The organism is Rhizobium sp. CF122 (genome assembly GCF_000282035.1).
Classification (GTDB): Bacteria; Pseudomonadota; Alphaproteobacteria; order Rhizobiales; family Rhizobiaceae; genus Rhizobium.
In genome coordinates this window covers 20,327-41,093 of sequence record NZ_AKKA01000071.1, presented here as the reverse complement: position 1 = coordinate 41,093, position 20,767 = coordinate 20,327, and the positions used below count along the sequence as shown (strand labels likewise).

Annotated in this window: 13 protein-coding genes; 1 reads left to right on the top strand and 12 read right to left on the bottom strand. The window is 58.5% G+C overall.

The features are described from left to right. Window positions 1–177: 177 nt before the first annotated feature. From rfbC to PMI09_RS13985, 6 genes are all read right to left on the bottom strand, one after another. On the bottom strand, window positions 178–738 hold the full coding sequence (rfbC, locus tag PMI09_RS14010; protein WP_007794876.1) for a dTDP-4-dehydrorhamnose 3,5-epimerase: 561 nt from the start codon (window positions 736–738) through the stop codon (window positions 178–180). Continuing rightward, the gene (gene rfbA, locus PMI09_RS14005) at window positions 735–1,619 is read right to left on the bottom strand and encodes a glucose-1-phosphate thymidylyltransferase RfbA (RefSeq protein WP_007794873.1); all 885 of its coding nucleotides are present in this window, start codon (window positions 1,617–1,619) and stop codon (window positions 735–737) included. The genes rfbC and rfbA overlap by 4 nt, the downstream gene beginning before the upstream one ends. Beyond that, on the bottom strand, window positions 1,616–2,512 hold the full coding sequence (rfbD, locus tag PMI09_RS14000) for a dTDP-4-dehydrorhamnose reductase (protein ID WP_007794871.1): 897 nt from the start codon (window positions 2,510–2,512) through the stop codon (window positions 1,616–1,618). The genes rfbA and rfbD overlap by 4 nt, the downstream gene beginning before the upstream one ends. Then, entirely contained in the window at window positions 2,509–3,558 is a 1,050-nt protein-coding gene (rfbB, locus tag PMI09_RS13995; protein ID WP_007794869.1) for a dTDP-glucose 4,6-dehydratase, read from the bottom strand. The genes rfbD and rfbB overlap by 4 nt, the downstream gene beginning before the upstream one ends. 45 nt (window positions 3,559–3,603) lie before the next feature. Continuing rightward, a complete protein-coding gene (locus PMI09_RS13990; protein WP_007794867.1) occupies window positions 3,604–5,043 on the bottom strand; it encodes an exopolysaccharide biosynthesis polyprenyl glycosylphosphotransferase in 1,440 nt (479 codons plus the stop codon). Window positions 5,044–5,614: 571 nt separating this feature from the next. Then, window positions 5,615–5,986, bottom strand: a complete 372-nt coding sequence (locus tag PMI09_RS13985; protein ID WP_007794863.1) for a hypothetical protein — start codon at window positions 5,984–5,986, stop codon at window positions 5,615–5,617. A 466-nt stretch (window positions 5,987–6,452) separates the two neighbouring features. Between PMI09_RS13985 and PMI09_RS13980 the strand changes: the two genes are divergently transcribed. Beyond that, complete coding sequence (locus tag PMI09_RS13980; RefSeq protein ID WP_244423766.1) at window positions 6,453–7,265, top strand: hypothetical protein; 813 nt, start codon at window positions 6,453–6,455, stop codon at window positions 7,263–7,265. 32 nt (window positions 7,266–7,297) lie between these two features. Here PMI09_RS13980 and PMI09_RS13975 read toward each other — a convergent pair whose 3' ends face one another. The 6 genes from PMI09_RS13975 to PMI09_RS13945 all read right to left on the bottom strand — a co-directional run bounded on the left by PMI09_RS13975 (window position 7,298) and on the right by PMI09_RS13945 (window position 20,762). Continuing rightward, on the bottom strand, window positions 7,298–8,590 hold the full coding sequence (locus tag PMI09_RS13975; protein WP_007794859.1) for a tetratricopeptide repeat protein: 1,293 nt from the start codon (window positions 8,588–8,590) through the stop codon (window positions 7,298–7,300). 24 nt (window positions 8,591–8,614) lie between these two features. Continuing rightward, entirely contained in the window at window positions 8,615–11,488 is a 2,874-nt protein-coding gene (locus PMI09_RS13970) for a tetratricopeptide repeat protein (RefSeq protein ID WP_007794857.1), read from the bottom strand. Window positions 11,489–11,756: 268 nt separating this feature from the next. Beyond that, window positions 11,757–14,705 (bottom strand): tetratricopeptide repeat protein, encoded by a 2,949-nt coding sequence (locus PMI09_RS13960; RefSeq protein ID WP_007794852.1) that lies wholly within the window; start codon window positions 14,703–14,705, stop codon window positions 11,757–11,759. Next, window positions 14,702–15,868, bottom strand: a complete 1,167-nt coding sequence (locus PMI09_RS13955; protein WP_007794849.1) for an alginate lyase family protein — start codon at window positions 15,866–15,868, stop codon at window positions 14,702–14,704. Before PMI09_RS13955 ends, PMI09_RS13960 begins: the two co-directional genes overlap by 4 nt. Further along, window positions 15,865–19,608 (bottom strand): NosD domain-containing protein, encoded by a 3,744-nt coding sequence (locus PMI09_RS13950; protein ID WP_007794847.1) that lies wholly within the window; start codon window positions 19,606–19,608, stop codon window positions 15,865–15,867. Before PMI09_RS13950 ends, PMI09_RS13955 begins: the two co-directional genes overlap by 4 nt. A gap of 23 nt (window positions 19,609–19,631) precedes the next feature. After that, entirely contained in the window at window positions 19,632–20,762 is a 1,131-nt protein-coding gene (locus PMI09_RS13945; protein ID WP_007794845.1) for a PilZ domain-containing protein, read from the bottom strand. Window positions 20,763–20,767 lie beyond the last annotated feature (5 nt).

Here is a 20,767-nt window from a genome sequence, read left to right as displayed (position 1 = left end):
CGGCAATCTACCTCCCCGATTGAACGCTGCGCCTCCTTATCTGCCATACTAAAACGTTTCCGGAAAGCGTCGTTGATACCGGGCAGGCGCTGGCGTCCTTCAATTCAAGGCTCCTCGCCGTCCACGGCAGCTGGCAAAACATTCAAGCGATTTCAAGATTTTATGGAAGCATCGCCTTCAGCTATCCGCTTGATCGAGGAAAAGCTCGGCGTGCTCGAATGTCGACGCCATCGCATCCTTTTCAGAAAGAAGCGGTGCCCCCTTAATCGGCCAAGCAATATTCAGAGCACGATCATTCCAGATCACGGCCCGCTCGTTTTCCGGCGAATAGAAATCTGTTGTCTTGTAGAGGAATTGCGCGCAGTCGGACAGAACGAGAAAGCCGTGGGCGAAGCCGGGGGGGATCCAGAGTTGCCGCTTGTTGTCAGCGGACAGGTACTCTCCCACCCACTTGCCGAAGGTCGGCGAGCCTTTGCGCATGTCGACGGCAACATCAAATACAGTGCCGTCCACAACGCGTACGAGTTTTCCCTGTGGTCGCCGTATTTGGTAATGCAAGCCCCTCAAGACGCCCTTTGCCGACTTGGAGTGATTGTCCTGCACGAAGCTGACGTCGCGGCCGACGGCCGCATTGAAGCGGGCCTGATTAAAGCTCTCGAAGAAGAATCCTCTGTCGTCGCCATAGACTGTCGGCTCGACCAGCAGGACATCGGCAATTTCGAGCGGCGTCACCTTCATCTGTCTTCAGCCTCGCTCAGAAGTCGCAGCAAGTACTTGCCATAGCCACTTTTCGCAAGCGGGGTGGCGAGCTGCTCAAGGTGGGCTCTGTCGATCCACTTGTTTCGAAACGCAATTTCCTCCGGGCAGGAAACCTTTAGGCCCTGGCGATGCTCCAGTGTCGAAATGAATTGTCCGGCATCGAGGAGAGAATCGTGAGTTCCCGTATCGAGCCAGGCATAGCCGCGCCCCATGATCTCCACGGTCAGGCTTCCTGCATCGAGGTAGCGGCTGTTCAGATCAGTAATCTCAAGCTCGCCGCGCGCTGAGGGCTTGAGCTGCTTGGCATAGTCGACTGCCCTCTCATCATAGAAATAGAGGCCCGTGACGGCATAGTTCGACTTCGGCAGGGACGGCTTTTCCTCGATGGACAGAGCCCTTTTCGCATCGTCGAACTCGACGACGCCATAGCGCTCGGGATCGAGCACATGGTAAGCGAAGACGGTTGCGCCGCTCGCGCGCGACATACCGCTACCCAGCAGGAGCGGCAGGTCATGCCCGTAGAAAATATTGTCGCCGAGCACGAGTGCGCTTGGCGACCCCTCCAGGAAGTCTTCTCCGATGATGAAGGCCTGGGCCAGGCCATCGGGCGACGGCTGCACGGCATAGGAGAAGTTGATGCCCCACTGCTCGCCGGTTCCCAGCAACGCCTCAAAGCGAGGTGTATCCTGCGGGGTCGATATCACCAGTATGTCTCGGATGCCCGCGAGCATCAGCGTGCTCAATGGATAGTAGATCATCGGTTTGTCGAAGACCGGCAGCAACTGCTTGCTGATTGCCAACGTCGCGGGATGCAGACGGGTGCCGGAACCACCGGCGAGGATGATGCCTTTTCGAGTCACGCCTGCAGCTCCCGTTCCTTCAGTTGATCGAGCATCCTGTCCACGTGCACGCTCCAGTACGGCAGATCCAATCCCAGGCGACCGGCGAGTGCATCGCTATTGAGCAAGGAGTTTTGCGGCCGCACTGCAGGCAGGGGGTATTCCTCGGTCGCAATCGGCTCGATGTCGGCAACATCAGTCTGCAAAGTGAACCCCAGTTCGCACGCACGTCGAACGACATAGGATGCAAGCTCATGCCAGCTCGTTTGGCCTTGCGCCGTCAGATGATAGATGCCGCCGTCAAATTCCCCTCGGCGATGGGCCGCGACTGCCAGTGCCGTGACGTCGGCGATCAGTTCGGCTGATGTCGGCGCGCCAAATTGATCGGCAACGATGCGCAGCGTCGCTCGCTCCCGCGCCAAGCGAAGAACGGTCTTGATGAAATTGGCTCCCGTCGCGGAGAAAACCCAGCTTGTCCGTAGTATAACGAACCTGCAGCCTGACGCTTCGATCGCTTGCTCGCCGGCTCGCTTTGATTGCCCGTAGACGTTCAGCGGATTGGTGTCGTCACTTTCGACGTACGGCGCCTCCTTCCGGCCGTCGAAAACATAGTCTGTTGAGTAGTGAACGAGCGTCGCGCCGCGGTCGCGGGCAAATCGAGCGATGATTTGCGGCGCTTCGGCATTAACCCGGAAAGCGGCCTCCGGCGTCGATTCCGCACGGTCGACCTGCGTCCAGGCGGCGGCATTAACGATAAGATCGGGCGCATGTTCCTCCAAGATCGCAGGGAGGGTCTCAGTCGCTTCCATATCGATGTCACGCCTTTCCAGCGCCGTCACCGCACCCAGCGGAAGGAGCGTTCGATGAAGTTCCCGGCCGACCTGGCCGTTCTTGCCAAGCAGCAGGATATTCATGCGTATTGCTTCGCGATCCAGTTGCGGTAGCTGCCGGAGGTGACGTTGTGTACCCAATCCGGATGATCGAGATACCAGCGAACAGTCTTTCGGATGCCGGTCTCGAACGTCTCGGCTGGTCGCCAGCCCAACTCTGCCTCAATCTTGCGGGCGTCGATAGCGTAGCGCCGGTCATGACCCGGGCGATCGGTCACGAACGTGATCTGATCCTGATAGGAGCCGCCGTCTGCTTTGGGCTTAAGCTCGTCAAGCACGTCGCAGAGCGTCATCACGACCTCGAGGTTGGTTCGTTCGTTCCAGCCCCCGATGTTGTAGGTCTGTCCTGGCAAGCCGTCGTCCAACACCCGTCGAATTGCGCTGCAGTGATCCTTGACGTAGAGCCAGTCGCGAATTTGCCGGCCATCGCCGTAGAGCGGCAAGGAGCGACCTGAAATGGCATTGTGAATGACCAGGGGAATGAGCTTTTCTGGAAAGTGAAACGGGCCGTAGTTGTTGGAGCAATTGGTGGTCAAAACGGGCAGGCCGTAGGTGTGGTGGTAGGCCCGAACAAGGTGGTCCGCTGCTGCTTTGCTGGCCGAATAAGGGCTGTTTGGCTGGTACTGATTTTGTTCGTCAAAGGCAGGATCACCCGCGCGCAGCGTACCGAATACCTCGTCGGTCGAAATGTGCAGGAAACGAAACCCTTCGCGATCCGCCAATCCGCCCCAATAGGCTCGCACTGCTTCCAGTAACCGGAATGTGCCTACGATGTTGGTCTGAATGAAATCTTCCGGCCCATGGATCGAGCGGTCAACATGGCTTTCGGCGGCGAAGTTCACGATGGCGCAGGGTTTGTATCGTGTCAGGAGGCTCGTCACCAGCGCACTATCGCCAATGCTTCCACGGACGAAGGTGTACCTGGCATCTCCCGAAAGCGAGGCCAAATTCTCACTGTTGCCAGCATAGGTCAGCGCATCGAGATTGAGAACAGGCTCGTCGCTCTGCGCCAGCCAGTCGAGAATGAAGTTTGAGCCGATAAAGCCGGCGCCGCCCGTCACCAAAATCATCGCTACACACCCTTCACACAAACACAAAACACAAACGACGACCAGCTAGTAGACATTCCTGCGATCAACCATGCTGACCATGGTCACATAGACGATTTTCAGATCGAGCCACAATGACCAATTATGGATGTACCAAAGGTCATGGCGAACACGGTCAGCCATTCGATCCACTGTCGGTGTTTCGCCTCGGCACCCGTTGATCTGGGCCCATCCTGTCAATCCGGGCTTGACATGCCGGCGCGATGCGTATTCGGCGATAAGAGCTCCATAGAGATCATCGTGCACCAATGCATGCGGACGCGGCCCGACGACCGACATGTCGCCTCGAAGGACGTTCCAGAATTGCGGCAGTTCGTCCAGGCTTGTCGATCGGATAAAGCCGCCGACTCGCGTGACGCGAGGGTCGTTGCGTGTCGCTTGGCGCACGTCCGTGGAATCTTCCATGACCGACATGCTGCGAAACTTGAGTATGCGAAACACGCGGCCACTATACCCTTTTCGCGATTGCACGAAGAAGATCGGTCCGGGGCTGTCTAGTTTTATGGCAACGGCAACCGCAACACAAATTGGGAACATGACAACCAGTGCAGCGATGGAAAAGGCGACATCGAATGCCCTTTTCAGTCCCCGTTCGTAGAGATCGAGCGGTGGGCGGTGGGTTTGGAACACGCGCCGCTCCCCGACCGTTTGCGCAGGGCCTTCGACGACGTCTCCGACGACACCGCCGAACATGACGCTTACCGGCACACAGAATTGACGCAGCGTGGTCAGGCACTCCTCGAGCGCGCGCAAATTTCCATAGTCGCTCCATGCAACCAGCACTTCATCCACTTCGGCTATGCCGTTCTTCTCATAGGCCTCGCTCATGGATGCCAGCGCCAGATCGGCTTCGGCAATTCGCATCGTATGCTTAATAGAGAGACCGCTGAGGGCGGCACGTTGAACGACTGATTCCGTCGGCATCGTGCTTGGGCAAATGAGAAGTACCCGTCGGGTGGGGAACGCTGCACGAGCAATCGCGCTGCTGAGGTGGCTATACCAGAACAGGCGCAAAGCGATCAGCCCACCCAAGGAGAGAATTGCACCTGTGATGATCGAGCCACGCGGAATTGCCGCGTCGATCTTGAAGAACAAGATCACGGCCAGAAGAAACAGCAGAGCCGCCGGCAAAAACGCCGTGATCAGCAGCAACTGGCGGCGGAACGACAACATCTCGCTCGGTCGGTAGGCATGGACGCTAAACATCGCCAACATGAAAATCGTCGCCACGAGTAGACCGATCCCGACGTAAAGCGAAGGGTCGGCAACAGTGCCGAAGGCAATCTGCTCGTAGAACAGATGACCTGCTGCACTCGCCGCAAGGAGAACGATAAAATCGACCGTTGCTGCGATGCAGGCAATCGCAATGCTGTTGAAACCGAACCATTTCCGGTCGCTTTTGACGGAAAGATGCGGGCCCCAGTTCTGTTCGACTGGAATGGTCATGATTCACACCCTCAACCCTGCTGTATAGTTAGCATGAGTTAAACGTGCCCAACAATTAACCTTGAATACGCCTTATTGCGTAACGCCCGGGACTATTGGCGAATATACTTCGCGATCTGGATCGCGAAATTAATTCTTCTTAAGTATTTCCTCTTAATAATTGGACGTTTAGCTTAGTAAATATTTAAAGCAACGAAGTATTGCCTGCGAGTTGCTTGATACTGGGCGGATCCTGGTATGGTGGCGGAAATCAATCCGTATTATTGATTAAGTTCGATGCAGAACAGCGTCATATTTCCTCAACTACGCAGAAGCCGATCCTGGTCAAACCGCTGCGCTTAACAGGCGGCAGGTTCAGGATAGTGGCATGATATGTGCAGTGCACATTGAGGTATTCATCCGCGCGACGAAAGTGGTGGTGATGCCACCCTAGCAGCTCTCGCTTCGGTCACGGTCGCAGAACATCCACTGTTATGCAGCGACAACATGACAGTCCTCGCCGATCGCGCGGCGAGGCGTTGCCAGAGAGAAAATGCGCAATCGGTGAAGATATCGGTTCTGCCGGTCGCTGCTATCTCGGTACATCGAGTTTGTTTATTGCAAACGTATAGTTATTGCCCGTGCCCCCACGGGTAACTACCAATTTGCGCGTTTTGGTTGTGATGCGCGCGAAATTTCCCTCGGTCGTAATCGACCGTGCGGTCGAAATCGTGGCGTAGCTTTCTCCCGGGAATTTTTCCGGGCATGCCTTGCCGCCGATGGCATAGATGCGCGCGCCGCCTTTTTCGTAACGCTGTTGAATAGGCCGGCCGCTAGCGTCGGCAAGAACCTTACAGCCGGGCGCATTTGGTACCGGAATAATCCGGTACCAGGGGCTGTCGGCGAGAGCGCCGGGCACGGATAATGACAGCAGGGCGGAGGCAACAAGGAATAGTCTCAACATGGTCCGGCTCCTTCATCGTCAAGAATGTAAAGCTATATTAGCTCATGTTGGTCAACAAGGTTATTTCGAATTATAGGAAGAAAAAAGAGATCATATCTAGTTGTCTATCAATGATTTGACATAGTCTTGTTATAGAATATTTACATGCGCAAGAACATCCATTGATCTTACCTTGGAGAAGCGCTGCTTCAACTGCCGACTAAATCCTTTGATGATTGCGGAGAGGTTCAAAATGACTCATGGATCTTTGGCGTTTTTTCTTGTTGCGCGCATATCGGTTTTCTGCAGCTGCGCCGCGTTCGCCAGTGCGAGTTTCGCGACGACGATTGATGTTTCTCCGTCGCCAACGCACGGCATCCAGGCTGCTCTCAATAGAGCACAGCCCGGTGACGTGATCCGGTTGAGACCTGGAGTATACTATGAAGATTTCAAGACGGTTCGAAACGGCAGACCCGGAAAACCGATCGTGATCACCGGTCCTCGGTCCGCGGTCATAAGGGGATCAGGCGCGTCGAGGGTGATCGAAATCAACCACGACTATACGGAACTGCGCGGGTTCACGGTGGATGGCAAATTCGGCGCCGGCAACACCAAGGGCAGCTATCGTGACAAGCTCATCTACGTGATCGGCAAGACGCGTGGAGACGGAGTAACGGGCCTGCGGATATTGAACATGTCCGTCAAAAATGCCGGGGGCGAGTGCATCAGGCTTCGCTACCAGACGCGCCGAAACGAGATTGCCTATTCACAGATCAGCAATTGCGGCCGCTATGATTTCGCCTTCAGAGACGGCGGTAAGAATGGCGAGGGCATCTACATCGGCACCGCCCCGGAGCAGCGGGGCGCCCACGGGGCTCCGGACCGATCCGTCGATGCCTCGGACGCCAATCACGTCCATCACAATATCATCGACACCAAAGGCAACGAGTGCGTGGATATCAAGGAAGGATCAAGCCGCAATGTCGTCGAGCATAACCAATGCTCCGGCCAGAAGGACAAGAACTCTGGCGGCTTCGATTCTCGCGGCAACAACAATGTCTTCCGCTACAACACCGTCAGCAATGTGCGCGGCGCGGGGGTGCGTCTCGGTGGGGACAGCGACAAGGATGGCATTAACAATGATGTCTACGGCAATACGTTTCGGAAGGTCGGAGTAGCAGTCGTGCGCGCAGAGCGCGGTCCGCAGGGCAAGGTGTGTGGCAACACCTCGCAGAGCAATTCCGAAAAGAAGGACAAGAAGAAGGGCAAGGTTCAGCTTAAGCCGCTAGCCGGCTGCTGACTGTTGCTTCGGTGGTAGCAAGGTGTCTCGGCTCAATTGGATGACAGCTTTTGGAGCGCGGCACGCGCCAGCGGATATCCACCCGCTGCCGACTTCTCCAACCACTGTCGACCTGTGGCGTCGTCCTGCGGTTTGTCGGTTGACTGAAGCATCATCATGCCCAGAAGGTATTGAGCCTCCGGATCATTCTGTTTGGCTGCGCTTTCGCGATAAGTCTGCGCTGTGTCGAGCGAGGCAGTAACGCCCGTGCCGTAGTAGTAGGCATCACCCAACACCTTTGAGGCTGATGCGTACCCGCTGGCTGCAGCCGTTTGGAGGCTCGCGATGATCAGATCCTTCCTGCTCTTGTCGACATCTGAACGTGCGAGAGCCCGTGAAAGATAATCAATGGCGTCGGCGTTGCCGCGTTCCGCCAGCGTTTGGAATATTGAAATCGCCTCGTTGACAGCTTCGGGCTTGTCCCTCTTCCACAGGACCTGCGCCATGACCTTAAGCGCATTTGGATCAGCTGCTCGCCCCTCCGCCCGGATGGCGGCCATTGCTTCGTCTTGTACGGACGGCGGATAATCGAGATTGAGCAATTGCTTCGCGGGTCTGCCTGCGTCCAGTGGATTGAGCGCGATCGATTGCAGAAGCAACTCGGAACTCACTGCCATATCCTCGGGCGTCTTGCTGAGCACGATGCGCTTGGCAATCTCGGTGTAGAGCTTTGCCCGGCGTGCCGGCTCAAGGCGAGCGGCCCATTTCTTCGCCTCAGAAATGTTCTTGAGGGTGCCTCGGCCTTCGGCGAGAGCAAGCGACGTTGCTTCGATGCCCTTGGCGTTTCCGACAACGGCTGCCCATCGGTACCACTTATAGGCAACCACGTCATTTTGTGGGACATCCAGCCCGGTGTATTGAATCAGTCCGTAGGCGGCCACGCAGCTCTTGCATCCACGCATTGCCTCCGCCGCAAGCGAGCGCAGGACGGCTGGCGTTCTATCCCCAAAGACATAGTCGTTCATAAGAATGCCCTTGGCAAGAAGCCGTGTAGCGTCTCTTGACGTTGGGCCAGCAAGCAGAAGAGCGAAACCATAATTTGGATCGCGTACCTTTCGGTCGGGTGCGGTAAGCGCCGCCGTGGCGATCAACAGGCGCTTGGGCAAGGGAAGTTTGACCGCCGCATTGACTTCGGGCCAGCCCTTTGCGATCCGCAGTTCTTGCCAATTCGCATATGTCTCGATCACGGGTCGCGGCGTCGGCTTCACGATCTTCGCCGCCTCGGTGGTCGCAATCGTGGCTGTTGCCATCAGAGCGGTCAGCGATATGCGTAGGATGCTCTTCATGACGCCTACTCCTGCATTGACTGTTCAGTTTGCCAAGTCAGTCGACTTGGTCAGCCAGCGTTGCGCCTCTTCGGTATCGGCTTTTGTGCCGAAGCCGATCTGCAACGCGATTGCATATTTCTCAAAGGCACCGCGGTAGCCCGCATGCGCCGCCTTCGAAAGCCATTCGGTGCTCTTGGTATCGGAGTGCTCAAACCCGTGGGTGCCAGCCGCGTAGAAGTCGGAGACGTTGAGCATGGCGGCTCCATTCCCGAGCGTTGCTGCCTTCAGGGTCCAGGATTTTGCCGCTTGCGTGAATGCAGGGCTGCCTTCGGAGAGCCGCAGATAGAGCCTGGAGAGCAGCGTTGCTACCTGCGGTGAATTCTGCGCCGCGAGATCACGCAGCAATGTTTCCACCTTCTCGTCACCACTGGACGGGTCGTTGAGCGTGGCCTGTTGCGACAGAATCTCCGTCACCAGGCTTTCCAGGGCTCCTTCGTCGCCGAGTCGAGCGCTTCTCAGCAGCCACATGTAACTATTCTTCTCATCCGCCGGCAGACCCTCGCCGGTGCTATACATGCGCCCGATCTCGCGCATGGCCTCCCGCTTTCCACCCTCGGCGGCGTCCTTCATGAGCTCGATTGCCTTTGCTTTTTCAGCTGGCCGTTCGTTCAGCAGGAAACGGGCAATCTGGTATTGCGTGCTTGGATCCTTCGTTGGCTCGGCGATCACCTGATCGAAGAGACCGAGATAGTCCTGCTTAAACTGCGGCACGGTTCGTATCGCCAACGCGACCTGGATCTTTTCCTTCTCCAGGCAAAGCGGCCGGCTGAGGGCAGCTTTGAGAATGGCCGCTTGCTGCTCGGCATCGCTTTCGACTTCGGCTTGCTTGAGGAGCGCGCGCAAGTCGCCTGTCACGTTCGCCCGGGTAAGCCATCGCCGCCAATCCGCTCCGCCACCGTCAGTGGCGGAAACCTTCATGTCCACCAGCCGCAGCATTGCCGAGATGCTGCCTTTGGACGCCGCCTCTACGAAGAGGGCCGTGGCCTTTTTGGGATCGGGCTCAAGCGTTGGATCGGGGTCGATGTAAAGTCTGGCCAACTCAAAGAGCAGGTCCGGATTTCCGGTCGGGGCCGATGCCTCCAGCATCGCTCTCGCCTTTATAGCGTCGCGCTCCTCAGGAGCATCAGGTGACAGAGCCGCACGCGCCTCCGTCAGTGTTGCAACTCCGGGGTCAGCGGTCATCGCGCGCTGGCGCCAGGTCTTAGCCGCAGCCGCATCCTTTTCCGTTCCGTGGCCATCACGGTAAGACAGGCTGACCCGCATCATGGCTTCGACATCGCCTTGCTCGGCCGCTTGCGTCAGAAACTTGGCGGCTGCTGCGTTGCCATCAGATGTGCGCTTGGCAGATGCCTCGTCTGCAAGCGTCAGCAGGCTTGCTGCGTTACCTGCGGCGGCGGCCTTCTCGAGCCAGACACGCGCCTTGGCACGGTCCTTTTCGACACCCGCTCCACAGAAGTAGAGCGATGACAGTTCGCTCATCGCGACACCGAGGCCGTGGTCGGCTGCCGCGCTCAGATATGTCAACGGATCCTTGTCGAGCTTTATAGCCGGCTTTTCACCCGCCGCGAGCTTGTAAAGCTCGAAGGCGGAACGTGAAGAGCCAAGATCTGCGGCCTTCACCAGCGTCTGCTTGGCGAGTTCGAAATTCGGTGCGCCAGCGCTGCCGCGCGCGTAGATGATGCCGAGTTGTTCCATTGTGCGGAGGCTGACGTCTGGCAGCACGGCCGCCTTCTGCAGGCTCTGCAGCTCAAGACCAGGATCGGCTCCGGCCCCATAGGCCCCACGATAGTAAGCGGCTTTCATTTCATAAGCGCGCGGGTTGCCGCGCTCCGCTTCCTGAGCCAGCAGTTTGAATGCTTCGTTCTTGCCGCTTCCTTCTGGTGGGGTTGAAAGCAGGAGATCGGCAAGGGTCAACCGGCTTGCCGAGTGCCCGAGTGCCGACGCTTGTCTCAAGAGACCGATCGCCTGTTGCTGATTGGCGGCGACACTGCTGTCTTGCAGGTATCGGCGTGCGAGTGTTGACATTGCCCTGACATCACCGAGTTTCACGGCAGCCTGCAGCCATTGTGCCGAGGTCTGTTGGTCGTCGAGCCCCAAATCGGGGTCGATCAGGATGTCGGCGAAGCCGGTCAGGACGCTGCAATCGCCGGCGCCCAATCTATCGGACATCTTCGAGATCGCACGGTTCAGATAGAGGCGGTTGGCGTCGGCAGTCTCTGCCAGTTGTGGATTGCGGTAGTAGAGACGCGCAAGTTCGAGTTCGGCGGCCGGATCGCCGGCGTTTGCTGCCGCAGTGAGATATCCCTGTGACTTCTTGAGGTCGACTGGTACGAGCTCGCCTTCGCGATAGAGCCTGCCGAGAAAGGTTCCCGCCTCGATCGTCCCGCGTTTGATCGCCTCCGTCTCGACCCTGATGATTTCATCGACGCGCAGAGAAGCGTTGTCGTCGTCGGCAAGAATGCGGCCGTAGAGATGGAGTGCGCGACCCGCTCCGGCAAATGGTACCTGGCTCAGGTAGAGGGCAATGCGTTCAGCGGTCGCCGGGCTTCTCTGATAAAGACTGTAGGGGCTGAATAGCGTTTGCGCATCCTGCAGCATGTCGTCGGGCGAGAGTGTGCCAGTGCTCTTTCCGTCCCAACGGTTCCAGTTGCGAGGCGCGGGCACCGCAGGCGGAGTGACACACATCTGCGAGTAGTCGAAATCCGGGCTCAGCGGGATCAAGGTCTCAGTGGCGGCAATGGCGTTCGTCGCCAGAACGGGTGCGCAAAAGGCAAGCGTCGCGGCGAGCGCGGTTCTTCGGAAACTTCCAAGCCGGCGGCCGACAGCCGCACTCCCAATCTCGTTTCCGTTGGACATTGAAATGCTACCTCATTGCTTCGGAGCGTCGTCACTCTCGTCTTGTGCCGATCTCATTCTGTCGAGCTGGCGTGCCCGCGCGATAATCTCGTCTCGGACCAGGACGACCCAGTTATGGGTCGGCCCAGCTTCACTGTCGCTTCGGGCCGGCACGATTAGCGCCGTGCATGCGAGGACGCGTGAATTGCTCTCCCGGTCTCCCTGCAGGTTCAGACCTCCCAGCGGCTGGCGGGGTATGCGCCTGCGAAATGTGACGCTGCGTTGGCGCTCACTCTTCCACACCATTGTCTTCGACCCCTTGCAGCGATACGGAAGACATGTCTCCCGCACCCATTTTTTTGAGCTTCTTTGCAGCTTGAACATGCTGCAGAGCGCGGGCGCTCTGCAGCCACTTGATCGCTTCGGCCTTGCTGGCGTCCGTGTTGTCGGCTTCGAGTTCCAGGGCGAGATGGAACATTGCAGTGGTGCTGCCTGCATTCGCGGCTCGCAGCTCCCATTCGCGCGCCTTCTTCGGATCCTTGTCGACGCCGATACCAAATTTGTAGACCTCGGCTAGTCTGTACATGGCGTCGGGAGCATCCCATCCCGTGCTGGCCGAAGCCCTTTCCAGCCAGAGGATTCCTGCCTCGGGATCACGTTGGGTGCCAAAGCCGGATAGAAGCGCGATGCCGGCTCCGATCATCGCGGACACATGACCTTCCCGGGCTCCGCGCATGTTCAGTCGGAAGTTCTGCGATGCATCGACCTCAGGTCCGATTGCTGCACCATATGTCTCCGCAAGGTCATGCCAGGCAAATGCATAGCCGTGCTCGGCCGCAGTGCGCAGCAGCTGAACGGCCTTGTCTTTTTCTCTTTTGACACCGCTGCCCCACATATAGGCGAGGCCAAGGTCGCGCGTTGCCATGTGGCTTCCTGCATCGGAGGAAATCTTCAGATGGGTCGCGGCAACAGCGAGATTGCGCTCTACGCCGCGCCCGTCGCGATAGGCGCGTGCCATGCGTATGTTGGCGGTCGGGTCATCGGGATGGAGCGCCAGCACCGAGCGGTAGTAGCCAACGGCCTTTTCGCCATCGCCTTCGACGTGCTTGCCATCCATGTAGAGGTCGCCAAGTTTCAGGAGTGCATCGACATCACCCTTCTGAGAGGCCTGCTCCAAGAGTTCGAGGCCGGTGGGGACATCTTTGGCATCCCCCTTTCCCTCGATGTAGACATTTGAAAGCGCAACGGCGGCGCCGGGAATCTTGGCGCCCGTGAGTTCGCGCAGCATCGAGGCGCCCTGAAGGTTCAGGCGTATATCCGATGGCATCAGCATGGCGCTCGCCAGATGCACCTTCTCGCGCGGAACGTCGCTCGCCGTCTTCAGGGCTAGGCGCAGCCATTCTGCCCCGACATTCGGATTTTGGGCCCGCTCGGACACATATTCGTAGAGCTCAACGGCCGCCGGGCTGTTGTTCTTTCGCGCCGCTGTCGTCAGTCGCTCGATCGCTTCGTCCAGCTTGCCATTTGCCTTGAGGAACCGCGCCATTTCAACCGGCGCTTCCCGGTTGCCGGCGGCGATCGCATCGGAGAAGGCCTCATGCGCGTTGCGAAATGCGGTCTCTCCGCCACGCGAGAGGTAGAGGTTCGCCAGGCTGACGAGGGCATCGGTGGCGCCAAGCGAAATCGCCTTCTTGTAGAGCGTGACCGCCCGGTCGAAATCCTGCCCGACGATTTCACCGTCGGCATAGGCCTCGGCCTCCTTCAGCATGGCGCTTTCGCTGCCTGCGCGCGACGCGCGCTCGATATAAGGGAAGGCTTTCTTGCGCTTGTTGATATCGGCCGACGACAGATAGACATCCGCCAGGCGATTGAGCACCTCGACCGACTCGGCCGCTGCCAGGGCTCGGAGATAGAGGTCAATAGCCTTTGTCTCGTTGATCTCTCCAACAACACCCTTGGCGTACATGTCGCCAAGGAGCAGTTGGCCGGTGACGCTTCCCTTCGCGGCTAGCTCGTTCAGCTTTTCGACCGCAAGCTCAACGTTTTCGCGGCTTCTCAGCGATGGGGCATCGATAACCAGATGGGCAAATCTCGTGAGAGCGGAATTGGATCCGTTCTTGACCCCGAGCCGGAAAATGTTTGCAGCACGCGTCTGGTCTATTACGACACTTGCGCCGTCGCGAAAACTTTCGCCAATCCGGATCAGATCTTCACCATTGGCGACATCACCGGCCATCGTCGCCTCATAGAGTTGGTCCGACGACCGCCTGCGCTGTTCGGCGGTTTCCTGCAATGCCTGGGAGTAATAGAGGACCGCCGTCGCGTCCTTGGCGTCGATCAGCTTGGCAATCCACATATCATAGACTTGTGGCGGGACGTTCAATGGACCGGCGTCGGCAAAGTCGCGCACCAATTCCTGCGCGGCTTCGATCGATCCGGCGGTGGCGGCTGCCTGGTATTGTTCGATAGCGGCGGCAGGATCGAAGAGCGGCGTATCAGGTTCGCCGAGCAGACGTGCGACCCAGACAACGGCTGTGATCTGGCCCAGCTGCGCAGACTTGCGATACCAGGCCAGAGCCTCCTTCTGATCCTCGGGCTTGTCCGACAGCCTTCGATAATATCCGCCGAGATCGAAGGCGGCGCCTGCATCTCCGCGCGCAGCGCGCTGGCGCAGTAGGTTGATGCCGAAGTTCGTCATAGCAGCCGCCTCGACCGGTGTCGCGCCGGGCAGCTTCGCCACCTCGAATGCTGCCGCGCCGTCACCAAGGCGAAGGGCAAGATTGAGGTTATCGCGCGCTTCCTGAGCGCGATTCGGAAACGATGCCAGCTTCTGCCCGCGGACATAGGCCGCCTCGGCATTGCCAGTCTTGATAACGTCATTCAGCAGGGTGAGCGCGCGATCGACGTCAACTGGCCCTCCTTCGCCTGCCAGCATCATCTTGGCGAGCAGAAGCTTTGCTTCGGCTTGTCTGGCACCGGGCAACGTCACGGCGGCCTCAAGGGCTTGGCGTGCTTTCGGGAAGTTTGGAACTCTCAGCGAATTGGCGGTCGAGACCGCTACTCCGCTCCGCAACTGCTTGGCGATCTTCAGAAGTCCCTCGCCGTCGTTTTGCTGGATCAACAGATCGACCTGTTCGGCCGGCGTCGCTGTCAGTTCGGCGACGGCCACCATCGGCGTTGAGAAGGCCAGATAGGTGGCTGCAAGCAAAACGGAGAGATGCTTCTGGCGTGGTGTCATCCCAGCCTCCAGAAGCATGTGGCGTTGCCGCCGGCGAATTCATCGATGAGAGGACGCTCGTTTGCTCCTTCTCGTTCAAGGAGCGCGCCTGCACGCCGCTGAGTGAAGTTCGCCGGCTCATGAACGGCGAGCGCTTCGAGGAACGCGAGATAGTGGCGTCCGTTGCCCCGGTTTTCCAGGAAGCCGAAATCCGGCTTCATGAAATCCTGTTCCGGCCCTGGAATGTAGTTCTCGGCGGAGTAGGCATTGACCAGGATCGGGTTGGTCATGCCATTCATCCAGTAGGACAGGACCGTCCACATGGATTTCTTCTTTCCATCGGCCGCTGTCGCGTCGAACAAGTCGTCCTGCCCGCCCGCTGCAATTTCAGCCATGACGGTCATGCTGGTCAGCGACTGGCGCATGTACCAGAGTGCGCGTGCACCGCGACGCGTTTCCAGCGGCAGGCTGCCATCGGCGCGGGCGTCATCCAGGATAACGCGAAAGCGGTCGAGCCCCTTCTGGTAGAGTGCCTGGTCACCCGTCAGGCTACCCCAGGCCATCAGGACGCTGTCGGCCAGATAGCGGTGATTGTTATAGTCGACGCTTCCCTCGAAAATCTGATCGGTGCGTCGAACCAGCGGATCGATCCAGGCGATTAGCTTCTGCTTCTCGTCATCGCCAAGCCCGTCGCGGATGATCGAATAGGCCACCACAGTCGGCAGCATCAGGCGTTTCAGAGCATAGTAGGCGTCGTGAATTTTCTCGGTTTCAGAGAATGCGCTGGCATCCGCCCACTTCAACAGAAAGGCCTTGAGCATTTCCTCGGCGCGTTTATCGCCAGCGAGCGCGCGGCCGGACAGAACCATGACCGCCCATGCGTATTGGTTGCCAGACCGGTCCGTGCCGTATCCCTCCGTGGTCGTCAGGCCCTTGATGACCTCGATGTTCAGCCATTTGGCGTCGGCATCGACCGCAAGGCACGCCTTGCGCGCATTGGATGATGGATTCTGCGCGAGAAAGGCCTTGCGTGCCTTTACATCAAACAGCCCTTGATAGCCGCCGTTCGCCGCTTGGCTTACGGATGCCTGTGTCGAGCTCGGCAACACTGTTGCGCTGAGAATGGCTGCGACCAGGGCGATCCCGCTACGTACCGCGAGGAGAGAATGAGCCGCCTTTTTCAAGTGTTGTCTCCTTTTCCATGGAAACTTTCGAATTGCACGGAGCCGCGGGCGTCCGTGCAGTTGCCGGACGTTTTGCTGTCAAAGAAAAGTGCATCGTTCTCCCCCAGGAACCCCGCCTCCCGGAATGCACATTCGTAATTTGCCGGCCGCTGCGGACGGCAGGTAGATGCGATTGCTACATCCTGATGTCCATTGAATCGCAGCACATGTCCCTCAAACGGGCGTGTGTCGCCGTCAAGCAGACGCCCTTCCTGATTGCGGAATTCGTTCTTTGCCAGCGTGACACCCGAGACGCCAGCAGCCTTTATCCCCTTGCCGTTTGCAGCGATCAGGTTGTCCGTCGCGGTGAACGTCGTCAGTGGCACATAGGGATCCATTACCAGATCGCGCTTATGCTCATCCTCTGCGAGCGACAGGTCGCTGATGTAGCCACTGATTGCCTCGAGCTTGTTGCGGACGATGGCGTTGTCATGGACGCCAATATCCCAGCTGTTACGCATGCGCACGCCGGAGCGGCCATTCTCGATGAAGGCGTTGGCAACTGCGAGATTGCAGCTACTCTCGAAGAACGTCAGGCCATCTTGGTCGTTCTCGAAGGAAAGGTTGCCATAGACAAGGTTATCCACGCTGTCACGGTCCAACATCAGGCCGGAGCCCTTGTTGTGGAACACCACGTTGCCGACCTGCCAGCTGGCATCGACGCCGCGGGAAATGATGATGCCGTGTTTCACCATGGTATCATGCGCGGTGTTGAGCGCGATCAGCAGTCGATGCGAGCGGTCGTGCGGATCGACGCCATAAAGGACGTTGTTTGCGTACTCGTTGCCGATGAGCGAGATGTCGTCGGCCTCGTAGGAATAGAAGCCGTACTCGAAGTTATGAAAATAGTTCTCGACGACAATGCCCGTCGGATTTCGCAATTGTTCGCGAGCCTTGGCGATTGTCTTCGGGCCGGCCGAGAACGTAAGTCCGAAAGACTTCGATGCTGCATATCCCAGCGAATCCAGAACAGATCCGCCAATATACATTTCGGAATTGCTCCAGCCGACGATGAAGGGCCGGAATACCCCACGCGTGTCTTTGCTGGAATTGCGCGGCTTCTGCAGCGCCTCATCCCACGATGTTACGGTCGTGTCCTGAATATAAAGTTTGCCGCCGACCGCGACAAAGGCGCCAGCGGTGGCGGACAAGCGATAGGCGGAAGCCTCCTGCCCGGACAGGATCAAGGCGGCCCCCTCGCCAACGAGCAGTGGCGCGCGAAGCGTGACGATATCGCCCTCCCGTTCGACCAACGGCTCGCCAGCCGTGCTATCCAGCTGCATGGCAAGACTACCAAGTGTATAGGTGCCGCTCTGAATGACGATAATGCGCGGATAGAGAAGCCCTTGCGCGCGGGCGGCATGGGAAAGACCGGTAAATCCGGCTGCAAGGTCCTCCATGAACTTGCTTTCATAAGGACTGAGGTTTCCCAATGTTATTGAGATCTGCCCCGGTGTCGGCAGCGGTATCATCGAGCGCGTCGTTGCGGCCGTCTTGCTTATGTCGGGATACCCATACTTGCTGAGTGGGGCGCTCATCACGGCTGTCGTCTTCAGCGACATACGGCCATCGCTGAAGACGGCCTTCGAGGGCTGGGGCAGGCCTTCGTTTCTCGCCTCCAATGATGCCTTCTTCAGCCAGTCTCTATAGTCTGACGTTTCACCCTTCCCCAGCCCCCAACCGAGCCGGTCAAGGTGGCGCAACTGCGCCTCGGCAATGGCGCGAAACGTGCCCACACGCAGTATCGGATCGCGAATGTCTTTGGTGGCAAGGATGGCCGTCCTGACATAGGCCGGATCGTTCGCGGCCGCGATCATGACCTCGGCTTTCAGTTGCTCGTCGCTGGCCGCAGGCTGGCTGTCGAAGTAGGCGATGGCGGTCTTCGTGTCACCTTTCAACGCAGCCCGGCTCGCGATGCGTCCAGCTGCCTTCGCCTTCAGCTTCTCGTCGGAAATCTTGCTGACGAGCTTCTTGGCAAGCGCGATCTGGTCGGACTTCGATAAGTAATCAATGATGTCGAAGAACAGGTCATCACGCTGCTCTGCCTTGTCCACCCCGCCTGCATAGGAGATCGCCTGGTCGACGACATCGGCCGCCTTCTCGGCCCCGTCCTTTCCGGATATCTCTTTGGCAAGCCGGAGGAGCGCCTCGACACGATACTCCGGTTCCTTGATGGAGCTTGCTAGGCCCATGGCATCGTCGGTCTTGCCATTGCGTGCCCAGACGCGGACAATTTCCGACTGCACGCGGCCTTTGTCTTCGTCGTTTGCTATCTCGTCGGCGATCTTCGTTGCGGCATCGAGGTCTCCTTCTCGCGCCTTGGCGCGGCCTATGCCCGAGAGCGCCTGCTCACGGTCCTTGAGGGTGGTGATCTTAGGGAGAAGCGCTTCGGCCTTCTTCAAATCGTCGCTGTCTGCGAACGCCTTGGCAAGGTTGCCGAGGGCATTGGATGCGCCCTTCATGTCGGTGAGCTGATCTGCGAAGGCTTGGGCATCATCGAACCGCTTGAGGTCGGTCGCTCCGCCGATAGCGGCAATCAGCGCCGCTTCCCTCGCATCGCCGCTTAGTGCTTTGACGATCTCCGTGCCACGGTCGTATTGCTGGGAGGCCATCTTCGCCAGGCCGCGATCACTGAGTTCGGAGGCAAGGGTGAAGTCGATCTCCGCAAGCCCCGGGCCGGTTTCCATCACCTCAGTCATTGCGGTCGCGTCGATCAGGCGGTCGGCATCAACACGGTTCTTGACGATGCGGATGATGAGGTCCTCCTGATCGCTTCGATCGGCCAAACTCGTGGCAAAAACCGGGAACAGGTTCACTGCATTCGCCTTGAGGGCCGCGCTCAGGACCTCATTGACGGTGTCGGCGCGGTGTTCGGACGACTCCGGATCGACGGATAGAGCAAACAGCAGGGCTTGTTCTATCCGGCCGGCCTTGAGTTCGGCCTTCACTGCCGCCGAGATGTCGTCGAATTTGGCGTCCTTGATTTCCTTTTTGCCGAGTTTCTTGTCGCCAAGCAGCCGCAGGGCGATATCGTAACGGGCAAAGCCACGCATGCGCGCCGGCCACATGCCGCCGACCGCCTTGTTGACGATGTTCGAGGTCAGCTTCGGTTCGACGTAGGCGCCGACCTGGGCGATGTTGTTAAGCGCGGCATTCTTCTCTTCAGCTGAGGTGATCTGCACGCTGACATCGATTGCCCTTTCCAAGAGGGTCAAAGCGGCATCGTGGTCGCTCGCGATCTGCCTCGCATAGTCGGCCAGCGCCGATACTTTGAGTTCCGGTGCCGATAGGGCGTCGATAAGGTCGTCGATCCTCAGCCTGGTCGTAACGCGTGCGTCCGGGTCGGCGCCCTTGTCGGTCAGGCTTGAAAGCGTGGCGCTCAGCGTCCCTGTCGTGACGACATCAGGCGTAATGCCGGCCGCCTCGAGGTCGGCAATGCTCGCTTTGGCAGCCTCATCACCACCTTCCGCGCTCACCGAAAGTGCGGCAAGCTGGTCGCGGGCGCGGTCATAAGCTTTGATCCGCTCGGCAGGTGTCTTGGCCTTGTCGACATCCAGAACAGATTGCCGGATTTTCTCGACGACCTGCTGAACGCTATCCGATGTCTGAGCGTATGCAGGATACGTCGCGATTGCGCCGAACAGGGCGGTCGCGGTCAAAACCGAGGCGGTCAATCCAGCGAGGTATCGTTTTTTGCTCATTCGCATTAACTCCCTCAACTCCCTCATCCCTTGGTTTCGGCAGCAGGTTGGCTCTCTGTGCCGCTTGTGCTGACGGCGTTGTTCAGCTTTTCCGGCAGGTTCGCGGTCGTCCAGGGCGACTGCACAAACCGCACCGTCACAGGCGTTCCCACGATGGAGGAGAGATCTGCGTCTCCGACGTCGATGTTGATCGGGATCTTGTTGCCGGACTCCAGATCGGTGCTTGTAAGCTTCGGCAGATCCCGGATGGTCGCGTTTGAGATTTGTTCGCCATGCGGAAGCTCGACCAGAACACGGGCGCCCCTAAAGAGACGCAAGGCCTGGGAATAATCGACCATCGCCACGACGTGCGGCTTGGCGTTTTGCATGCTGAGAGAAAGAAGCCGTTGTCCGGCTCGGACCTGGCTGTCCAATCCTACCTGAGCATCCTGAATGATACAGTCACAACGGGCCAGCACGGTAATGCTGCGGTTGTTGGCCGTCGGCAGGATCGTCGCCACAGGATCACCGGCCTTCACTGCCCCTTGTGTCACGATGTTGGTGACGACACCGTCCGATGGTGCGATCACGGCAGCGGAATCGATTGTCACAAGTGACTCGTCGGCACGGAAGGTCCAGAGTCTTTGATAAAGCGCGCCCCACAGAAAAAGCAGTACCCCGAGACCGAGGATCGACGTCACGGCAATTCGCAGAATCCGCCTGGCCACTGCCTTGTGCCGCTCGGCAGAAGACGGTTGTTGCGAGCCGGAATCCTTCTTCCGACTACGCGGATCGATGGAGCGGCTCGATAGATCGAGAACGTCGTTGAGGGTGATGACTTCGCCAGTCAGATGGGCATCACGCACATAGCGCAGAAAGCGGAGCTTTTCCTCCGTCAGCGACATGTACTGGAAGCCCGTGCGTCCCTTCGCGGGGTCGCAATAGCGAACCTGTGCATCGACCCGCAGCGTAAACACAAAGCCGTCAAAGGGGAATTCAAGATCCACCGGAAACGTTTTGAATTCGGGCAGGACCGTCTTTCCGGTCGCAACGCCTATGCCTCCGACCGACCAGTCGAGGCAGTTGTATCGGTATCCGTCGATGACGCATTTCAACGGGAGTTTGTAGCGTGCGTGCTGGCGTTGTACATCCGCTTCGAATTTTACGACGTTCATATCCG

Excerpts from the sequence above, each read along its gene's own strand:
- rfbC (WP_007794876.1), bottom strand. The coding sequence starts at position 738 with ATGAAGGTGACGCCGCTCGAAATTGCCGATGTCCTGCTGGTCGAGCCG.
- rfbD (WP_007794871.1), bottom strand. The coding sequence starts at position 2,512 with ATGAATATCCTGCTGCTTGGCAAGAACGGCCAGGTCGGCCGGGAACTT.
- rfbB (WP_007794869.1), bottom strand. The coding sequence starts at position 3,558 with ATGATTTTGGTGACGGGCGGCGCCGGCTTTATCGGCTCAAACTTCATT.
- PMI09_RS13990 (WP_007794867.1), bottom strand. The coding sequence starts at position 5,043 with ATGACCATTCCAGTCGAACAGAACTGGGGCCCGCATCTTTCCGTCAAA.
- PMI09_RS13985 (WP_007794863.1), bottom strand. The coding sequence starts at position 5,986 with ATGTTGAGACTATTCCTTGTTGCCTCCGCCCTGCTGTCATTATCCGTG.
- PMI09_RS13975 (WP_007794859.1), bottom strand. The coding sequence starts at position 8,590 with ATGAAGAGCATCCTACGCATATCGCTGACCGCTCTGATGGCAACAGCC.
- PMI09_RS13970 (WP_007794857.1), bottom strand. The coding sequence starts at position 11,488 with ATGTCCAACGGAAACGAGATTGGGAGTGCGGCTGTCGGCCGCCGGCTT.
- PMI09_RS13960 (WP_007794852.1), bottom strand. The coding sequence starts at position 14,705 with ATGACACCACGCCAGAAGCATCTCTCCGTTTTGCTTGCAGCCACCTAT.
- PMI09_RS13950 (WP_007794847.1), bottom strand. The coding sequence starts at position 19,608 with ATGAGCAAAAAACGATACCTCGCTGGATTGACCGCCTCGGTTTTGACC.
- PMI09_RS13945 (WP_007794845.1), bottom strand. The coding sequence starts at position 20,762 with ATGAACGTCGTAAAATTCGAAGCGGATGTACAACGCCAGCACGCACGC.